Genomic DNA, 7,422 nt, shown 5'->3' with positions numbered 1-7,422 from the left:
CGAGTTGCTGTGGTCGTTTTGTTTGCATGCATTGCGGTCGCCGCCGTTCGTGTCGCACAAATGCAACGAGGCCCTGACGGGGCGACACCAAATGCTCCGGACGCCCGCGCGGCAAGGGTTTTGCGGCAAGCAGGCGGGCCAGAGCGGCATGCAGGATTCTTGGGATAGGCGAGATTCTAACGCCGAAATCCCCTTCCCTGGAAGTTATCCACAGGGACGGATCAACGCATCGTGCAGCGGCCTGCTCAATTGGCGACAGAACGGCGGCAGTGGAAATTCGAACGTCGCGATCCTCTAACCTATTGACGACCAAAGAAAATCGGGATTAAATAGCGGGTTCCGCGAAAACCAATCCCTTGTACCACCGGCCATTGCTTTTTCCGCGATGCTCGCCGCGGTCAATTCTCAACAAGTGAGAGCAACATGAAACGTACTTACCAACCTTCCGTTACCCGCCGCAAGCGTACCCATGGCTTCCGCGTGCGTATGAAGACCGCCGGTGGCCGCAAAGTGATCAACGCGCGCCGTGCGAAGGGCCGCAAGCGCCTCGCCATCTAAGGCGTGCCGCTTTCCAGTTTTGTCGATAGCACCGCTATCAGCAGAATCGACCACCATCGAAGATAGCGGGCCTGACGTGAAACTGTCGGAAGAAGCGGACGACGCGCGCACCACCTTGTTGCGAACGCAGGCCGCTTTCCCGAAAGCCGCAAGGCTACTGAAAACGGATGAGTTCTCATCCGTTTTTCGTTTGCGCCCCTGGCGTCGCACCGAGCACTTCGTCGTGTACGGACGTCCCACCGGCAAGGATGCGCGGCTTGGGCTCGTGATCGGCAAGAAGTACGCGCCGCGCGCGGTCACGCGCAACCTGGTGCGCCGCATCGCCCGCGAGGCGTTTCGCGTGCGCCGCGCGCAGTTCGAAGGTTTCGACCTGCTGCTGCGTCTGCACACGAAATTCGATCGCAAGGCCATGCCGGGCGCCTCGTCGCCGCCGCTAAAGGCGTTGTGCCGTACCGAAATCGAGGCTTTGCTCGACAAGGCGGCTCGTGAAGCCGGAAAGCGCCGCATGCATGAGTCTGGGCCGCAAGTGGTCGATCGGCCCGCTGGCTCATGAACACGGCGCACGAAACCGGTAGTCCCGCTGTGCGGACCGCGCCCGACGGCACGGCCCGAGGTTCGTATTCCCATGCCGAGCCGTCCGGCCGCCACGCCATGCAAACGGTACTGATCGCTTTACTGCGCTTCTACAAGCTTGCCGTGAGTCCACTTCTCGGCAACCGGTGCCGCTTTTACCCTTCCTGTTCGGATTACGCGCGCGAAGCAATCCAGTATCATGGCGCCGCGCGTGGGACTTACCTTGCCGCGAAGCGGCTATGCCGCTGCCACCCGTTTTCGGCGGGCGGCGTCGACCTGGTCCCTCCTGCACCCCCGAAAAAGCGCTGACGCGCCACTCCATCGACACTGAGACAACGCATGGATATCAAACGCACCGTCCTATGGGTCATCTTCTTCATGTCAGCGGTCATGCTGTTCGACAACTGGCAGCGCGACCATGGACGCCAGTCGATGTTCTTCCCGAGCGCGACGCAAACCCAGCAGAACGCAGCCAGCGGCGCGACGCCGACGAGTCCGGTCAACGCGGGCAACGGTAGCGCCGCATCCGACCTGCCGGCCACGAGCGCAGGCCAGGCGCCTGCGACCACGGCCCAGCCTGCCGCAGCGGCCGCGCAGCTCGTGCACTTCCGCACCGATGTCTATGACGGCGAGATCGACACGCGCGGCGGCACGCTCACGAAGCTTTCGCTCGTGAAGGAAAGCGCCGACGGCAAGAGCCCCGATCAGTACATGACGCTGTTCGACCACACCAAGGATCACACGTACCTCGCACGTACGGGCCTGCTGGGTGGCGACTTCCCGAACCACAACGACGTGTACACGGCCATCAACGGCCCGCGCGAGCTGAGCGGCGACGCCAACTCGTTCCAGATCAGTCTCGAGTCGCCCGAGAAGGGCGGCGTGAAGGTCACCAAGACCTACACGTTCACGAAGGGCAGCTACGTGATCGGCGTGGACACGAAGGTTCAGAACGTCGGTGGCACGCCGGTCTCGCCCACGCTCTACATGGAGCTCGTGCGCGACAGCGAGCCGGTGGAAACGCCGCGCTTCTCGCATACCTTCATCGGCCCGGCGGTGTACTCGAACGAGCATCACTTCCAGAAGATCTCGTTTAGCGACATCGACAAGAACAAAGCCGACTATGTGAACAAGGCCGACAACGGCTGGATCGGCATGGTGCAGCACTACTTCGCGACCGCGTGGATTCCGCAGCAAGGCGTCAAGCGTGACATCTACGTCGAGAAGTTCGACACCAACCTCTACCGCGTGGGCGTGAAGCAGCCGCTCGGCACGATCGCGCCGGGCGCGACCGACAACGTGCAGGCACGCCTCTTCGCCGGTCCGGAAGAAGAACGCATGCTCGAAAGCATCGCGCCGGGTCTCGAACTCGTGAAGGACTACGGCTGGGTGACGATCATCGCCAAGCCGCTGTTCTGGCTGCTCGAGAAGATCCACAGCTATGTGGGCAACTGGGGCTGGGCAATCGTGCTGCTCACCCTGCTCATTAAGGCCGTGTTCTTCCCGCTCTCCGCCGCGAGCTACAAGTCGATGGCGCGCATGAAGGAGATCACGCCGCGCATGCAGGCGCTGCGCGAGCGCTTCAAGAGCGACCCGCAGAAGATGAACGCGGCGCTCATGGAGCTCTACAAGACCGAGAAGGTGAATCCGTTCGGCGGCTGTCTGCCGGTGGTAATCCAGATTCCGGTGTTCATCTCGCTGTACTGGGTGCTGCTCTCGTCGGTGGAAATGCGCGGCGCGCCGTGGATTCTCTGGATTCACGACCTCTCGCAGCAGGATCCGTTCTTCATCCTGCCGGTCCTGATGGCCGTTTCGATGTTCGTGCAGACCAAGCTGAACCCGACGCCGCCGGATCCCGTCCAGGCCAAGATGATGATGTTCATGCCGATCGCGTTCTCGGTCATGTTCTTCTTCTTCCCGGCCGGCCTCGTGCTCTACTACGTCGTGAACAACGTGCTGTCGATCGCACAGCAGTACTACATCACGCGCATGATGGGCAAAAGCAAGGCTGCTCCGAAGAAGGACGCTGCCTGAGCACAGGGGCGGCGCTGAACCGCCGCCCTCGCCTCACAACGTGGCGCGCAAAAAATGAAGCCGCCCGGCTCAAACCGGGCGGCTTTTTTGTTGCAAGCGCCACGAAAGCGCCTCTCGTATGCGGCGCTTTGTCTGCTTGCCGCGCCAAAGCGCGATCAGGCGATACTGATGGCTAGATCTTCTTGCCGGTGCCGTAAAACTGCGAAACCAGTTCTTCAACCAGGTAGCGGTGATGCACGCTCAACGCCTCGATCTTCGAAGCCAGTTCGAGCGTTTCTTCGGAAAGCGGATATTTCTCGTCGTGTTTGCGCGGCAAGGGAACGGCGCCCGTGACATTGCCCGGCGACGGTCCGTAATGGAGCCAATGCACATCCACGTCAAACCATTTTGCAAGCGTGTCCAGTTTGTCACTGGTGGGAATGGTGCGGCCGCTCAGCCACTTGTGAGCAGTTTGTGGAGACACAGGCTGCTCGCCGTGATGGCGGAGGTTGAACTTGTTGGCGAGGTCGGTGCTGCCACGCAGCTTTTCCGGAGCGCGCTTCATGGCGAACTTGAGACGTTCGGAAAAGGCGGCTTTTTCTTCGATGGTCGGCATGTTTCAAATTGTGCAACCAGCTTTCACCGAAGTTAGCAACCATTTGAGCTATACATAGCCCAAAAAGGCTACATATCGCCCGAAGATGCAGGCAGCGCAAGAATGTTGCGATATCGTTAGATACGCATTCCGCTCGGCCTTTTTGCTAGTCGTCAGGACCCTTGCTCTCAAGATGATCAGTTTTGTCCCAAGACAAATCTTATCTAAATTGAGATAAGAGCGGATTAGATCTTGGTGTAACCGGCGTGGGAGTTGCATGCGTGCCTCGCGTTACAATCCACGCACTTCTTCGGGCGCGGCTGCGCAACTTCGGCACGCCGCTTTCCGCGACACTTCGCCAGCCCTTCACAACCGCCCGCACATCGCAAGCCGCACTTAACCGGCTGTACCTAACCTCGTCGAATCACGTTGAACCAGTCCGCCATGCTCGCCGCCGATACCGATCCCATAGTCGCCATTGCCACCGCGCCCGGACGCGGCGGGATCGGCGTGGTGCGCATCTCGGCCGGCCGGGCTGGTGCCGCCGCCGCCGAAATGGTGATGCAGGCGCTGACCGGCCAGACCTTGAGTGCACGTCATGCGAGTTATGTGCCGTTCCTCGACGGCGCGGGCACGGTGCTCGACCGCGGCATTGCGCTCTACTTCCCGGCGCCGCATTCGTACACGGGCGAGCATGTGGTCGAATTGCAGGGCCACGGCGGCCCGATCGTGCTGCAACTCGTCCTGCAGCGCTGTATCGATGCGGGCCGCGCATTCGGCTTGCGCCTCGCCGAGCCCGGTGAGTTCACGCGCCGCGCGTTCCTCAATGACAAGCTCGATCTCGCCCAGGCCGAGGCCGTCGCCGATTTGATCGAAGCCAGCACCGAGGCTGCCGCCCGCTCGGCGGGCCGCTCGCTCGATGGCGCGTTCTCGCGCGACATCCACGCGCTCGTGGACGACGTCGTCACGCTGCGCATGCTCGTGGAAGCGACGCTCGATTTCCCCGAGGAAGAGATCGATTTCCTGGAGGCCGCCGACGCGCGCGGCAAGCTTTCGAAGATTCGGGCGCAGCTCGATCGTGTGCTTTCGGAGGCGCGCCAGGGCGCGCTGCTGCGCGAAGGGCTCGCGGTCGTGCTCGCGGGGCAGCCCAACGTGGGCAAGTCATCGCTGCTCAACGCGCTAGCGGGCGCCGAACTCGCGATCGTCACACCGGTTGCCGGCACGACACGAGACAAGATTTCGCAGACGATCCAGATCGAAGGCATTCCGCTGCACGTGATCGACACGGCGGGCCTGCGCGACACCGAAGACGAAGTCGAGAAGATCGGCATCGAGCGCACCTGGAGCGAGATCGGTCGAGCAGACGTGGTGCTGCACCTGCTCGACGCGCGTGTTGGCATGACCGCCGAAGACGATGCGATTGCCGGACGCTTTCCCGCAGGTGTGCCCGTCGTGCGCGTGCTCAACAAGACGGATCTGACCGGTGTTGCGCCCGAGGTGACCCAGCGCGAGGCGAACGATGGCAATGACGTGTGCGAGGTGCGCCTATCGGCAAAACAAGGTGACGGCGTTGCACTTCTGCGCGCCGAACTGCTGCGCATCGCGGGCTGGCAGGCCGATGCACAAAGCGTCTATCTCGCGCGCGAGCGCCATCTGATCGCGCTGCGTACGGCGCGTGAACATCTTGCGCAGGCCGCGGCGCACGCGGATCAGAACGCCCAGGCGCTCGATCTTTTTGCCGAAGAGCTGCGGCTCGCGCAAGAGTCGCTCAATTCGATCACTGGCGAGTTCACGTCCGATGATCTGCTTGGGGTGATTTTCAGCCGGTTTTGTATCGGAAAGTAACCCTCGTCTCCCGCTGCCCAAGGTCAACCCAATGAAACACGGCTCAATGAAACGCATTGTCGTATCGCTTTTTTCCGTGGCCATTGCAGCCGCGAGCGCATTCGCAGCGGCAGGCACATCTACGACCAGTGACGTCCCGAAGGAATCGTGCGCAATCGGATATGTCACCGGCGTGGGTGGATCACCGCAAAGCTTTCGCGAATACCAGTCGAGCGACAACAAATATCGCTATCTGGCTGACAATCCCATCCAGTGCCAGGTTTCCGAGGAAGGACGCACGTCCGGCTGCGTTGGCGTGGTCAGCCTGCGCAACGAGCGAGTGAGCGTGTATGACGACGGCGGCGACACGACAATGTCGGTGGTCACGCGCGTGGAACTCGAGCGCGGGACCTACCCCGTGATCATCGTCGTGCGCAAACAGGACGTTCGGTGCGAGGAATGAGCGCCGCGCGGGGTCGCCAACGCGTCATCCCACCGCTCATATCACTTTCGCGACCGAGTGGGCAAGCATTAACAGATCGTTGAACTGCGTAACCAGCTCGAAGCACACGAGGAACGCGAGCACTGAAGCCGGCCCCGGGTAGCGCATCGTCCAGCGCAGCACCGGCGCTGCGGTGCGCTCGCGCACGGGGTCGCGCGTCAAGACCCAGGTAATCACAATGCCGATCGCAGCGCCGGCCAGCAAGTCAGTCGGATAGTGAAAGCCGAGATACGCGCGCGGCAGGCAGATAAAGATCGCCGTATATAAAAGCGCCAACACGCCCACGATGCGCCAAACCAGAAAAATCCCCATGGCGATTGCGGCCCATAGCATGGCGTGGTCGCTCGGAAAGGAACTGAAGCCGGTCAGTCCGCTATCGCGCAACGATTCCATGGCGAAGTGCAGGTGCAAATCCTGATTGAAGATCGGTCGTTCCCGGAACGGCAGAAAATGCGCCATGGAACGGCCGACCGCAAGCGAGATCAAGCCACTCGCTATTGTCGCGAGCACCATTTCGCGCCGCCATTCGCGGCGCTCACCAGGCTGAAACCAGATCCACCACAGCAATGGGATCAGCAAAAAGCCCTTGAAAGTATAAAGCCCCGCAATTACCCGTATCGCGTGATCGGCGATAGCCGGGAGATGGATTTGTGTGAGAAAAGTCAGAATGACTAAATCAAAAGTATTCATTTATTGTGGGCCATTCCGCAGGTTTAATCATATGAATGCGGTCTGTCACTAAAATAAAGACACGCTATTTCGCCAAAAGCCGTCCAGGAAATAGCGCATCGTAAGTTCCCATAAAATTTGCAAGCGTAAAGAATCGAAAGCAAGTGTAAGCAGTAACGTGGAATCACGCAGCGTGCATAGAAACCGTCCGCCCTCGCCGCCCGCCGCGCGGGTTGTGTGGCTTCGTAAACTCCTGTCACAACTCGTTTCGTTTTCCAACGAGGCGCCCACCGACAATACGGGCATTGGGAGAAAACGATGAAGACAATCCGACTCTGCTGTGCAATCGCGCTGGCCATGGCGCTCGCGGGCCTCTCCGGCTGCGTTGTCGCCCCGCCTTATGCCTACGCACCGGCGCCCGCCTATGGATATGGCTATGCGCCCGGTTACTATGCAGCCCCGTCGGTCGATATTGGGGTCGGCTTTGGCGGCTATTATGGCCATGGCTGGCGACGCTAAGCACGCCACCGGCGCGGGTCCACGCTATGTCCCGACACCAGCCTGCCGATGATCCGTCGCGAGGGCTGGACACGCCGGCTGGCAAGGTTCGGCGAACTGGCCGTGCAAGCCTCCCCGCGCCCTATCCATTGTGATAGCTGTTCACACTTCGCCGGCGCATTAGAGTGGC

The 7,422-nt window shown here is 61.0% G+C and carries 9 protein-coding genes; 7 read left to right on the top strand and 2 right to left on the bottom strand.

Translation table 11 applies throughout. From position 1 onward, the window contains the following. Positions 1-423: 423 nt before the first annotated feature. From rpmH to yidC, 4 genes are all read left to right on the top strand, one after another. Complete coding sequence (gene rpmH / locus P5W99_RS15195; protein ID WP_004198824.1) at positions 424-558, top strand: 50S ribosomal protein L34; 135 nt, start codon at positions 424-426, stop codon at positions 556-558. A gap of 76 nt (positions 559-634) precedes the next feature. Then, complete coding sequence (gene rnpA / locus P5W99_RS15190) at positions 635-1,111, top strand: ribonuclease P protein component (protein WP_421025132.1); 477 nt, start codon at positions 635-637, stop codon at positions 1,109-1,111. 98 nt (positions 1,112-1,209) lie between these two features. Beyond that, positions 1,210-1,440: a membrane protein insertion efficiency factor YidD gene (gene yidD, locus P5W99_RS15185; protein ID WP_043287862.1), complete on the top strand. Its 231-nt coding sequence runs from the start codon at positions 1,210-1,212 to the stop codon at positions 1,438-1,440. 30 nt (positions 1,441-1,470) lie between these two features. Further along, complete coding sequence (gene yidC, locus P5W99_RS15180; RefSeq protein ID WP_421025131.1) at positions 1,471-3,165, top strand: membrane protein insertase YidC; 1,695 nt, start codon at positions 1,471-1,473, stop codon at positions 3,163-3,165. 172 nt (positions 3,166-3,337) lie between these two features. Here yidC and P5W99_RS15175 read toward each other — a convergent pair whose 3' ends face one another. After that, positions 3,338-3,760 (bottom strand): transcriptional regulator, encoded by a 423-nt coding sequence (locus P5W99_RS15175; RefSeq protein WP_421025130.1) that lies wholly within the window; start codon positions 3,758-3,760, stop codon positions 3,338-3,340. Positions 3,761-4,183: 423 nt separating this feature from the next. On the opposite strand from P5W99_RS15175, the gene mnmE reads away from it, so the two are divergent. After that, positions 4,184-5,584, top strand: coding sequence for a tRNA uridine-5-carboxymethylaminomethyl(34) synthesis GTPase MnmE (gene mnmE, locus P5W99_RS15170; protein WP_421025303.1), 1,401 nt, complete (start codon positions 4,184-4,186; stop codon positions 5,582-5,584). Between the two features lie 46 nt (positions 5,585-5,630). After that, on the top strand, positions 5,631-6,026 hold the full coding sequence (locus P5W99_RS15165) for a hypothetical protein (RefSeq protein ID WP_421025129.1): 396 nt from the start codon (positions 5,631-5,633) through the stop codon (positions 6,024-6,026). A 36-nt stretch (positions 6,027-6,062) separates the two neighbouring features. Here P5W99_RS15165 and P5W99_RS15160 read toward each other — a convergent pair whose 3' ends face one another. Beyond that, positions 6,063-6,755 carry a phosphatase PAP2 family protein gene (locus tag P5W99_RS15160; protein WP_421025128.1) on the bottom strand — a complete coding sequence of 231 codons (693 nt, stop codon included), beginning with the start codon at positions 6,753-6,755 and terminating at the stop codon, positions 6,063-6,065. Between the two features lie 297 nt (positions 6,756-7,052). Between P5W99_RS15160 and P5W99_RS15155 the strand changes: the two genes are divergently transcribed. After that, on the top strand, positions 7,053-7,253 hold the full coding sequence (locus P5W99_RS15155; RefSeq protein WP_421025127.1) for a hypothetical protein: 201 nt from the start codon (positions 7,053-7,055) through the stop codon (positions 7,251-7,253). Positions 7,254-7,422 lie beyond the last annotated feature (169 nt).

The sequence above is a fragment of the Paraburkholderia sp. A3BS-1L genome, from assembly GCF_051125215.1.
In the GTDB taxonomy this organism is placed as follows: domain Bacteria; phylum Pseudomonadota; class Gammaproteobacteria; order Burkholderiales; family Burkholderiaceae; genus Paraburkholderia.
The sequence above is the reverse complement of the archived record's forward strand: the minus strand, read 5'-3'. Positions and strand labels throughout refer to the sequence as shown.

Bases quoted from the DNA above. Each gene is read 5' to 3' on its own strand.
- rpmH (WP_004198824.1), top strand. From the start codon at position 424: ATGAAACGTACTTACCAACCTTCCGTTACCCGCCGCAAGCGTACCCAT.
- yidD (WP_043287862.1), top strand. From the start codon at position 1,210: ATGCAAACGGTACTGATCGCTTTACTGCGCTTCTACAAGCTTGCCGTG.
- yidC (WP_421025131.1), top strand. From the start codon at position 1,471: ATGGATATCAAACGCACCGTCCTATGGGTCATCTTCTTCATGTCAGCG.
- P5W99_RS15175 (WP_421025130.1), bottom strand. From the start codon at position 3,760: ATGCCGACCATCGAAGAAAAAGCCGCCTTTTCCGAACGTCTCAAGTTC.
- mnmE (WP_421025303.1), top strand. From the start codon at position 4,184: ATGCTCGCCGCCGATACCGATCCCATAGTCGCCATTGCCACCGCGCCC.
- P5W99_RS15165 (WP_421025129.1), top strand. From the start codon at position 5,631: ATGAAACGCATTGTCGTATCGCTTTTTTCCGTGGCCATTGCAGCCGCG.
- P5W99_RS15160 (WP_421025128.1), bottom strand. From the start codon at position 6,755: ATGAATACTTTTGATTTAGTCATTCTGACTTTTCTCACACAAATCCAT.
- P5W99_RS15155 (WP_421025127.1), top strand. From the start codon at position 7,053: ATGAAGACAATCCGACTCTGCTGTGCAATCGCGCTGGCCATGGCGCTC.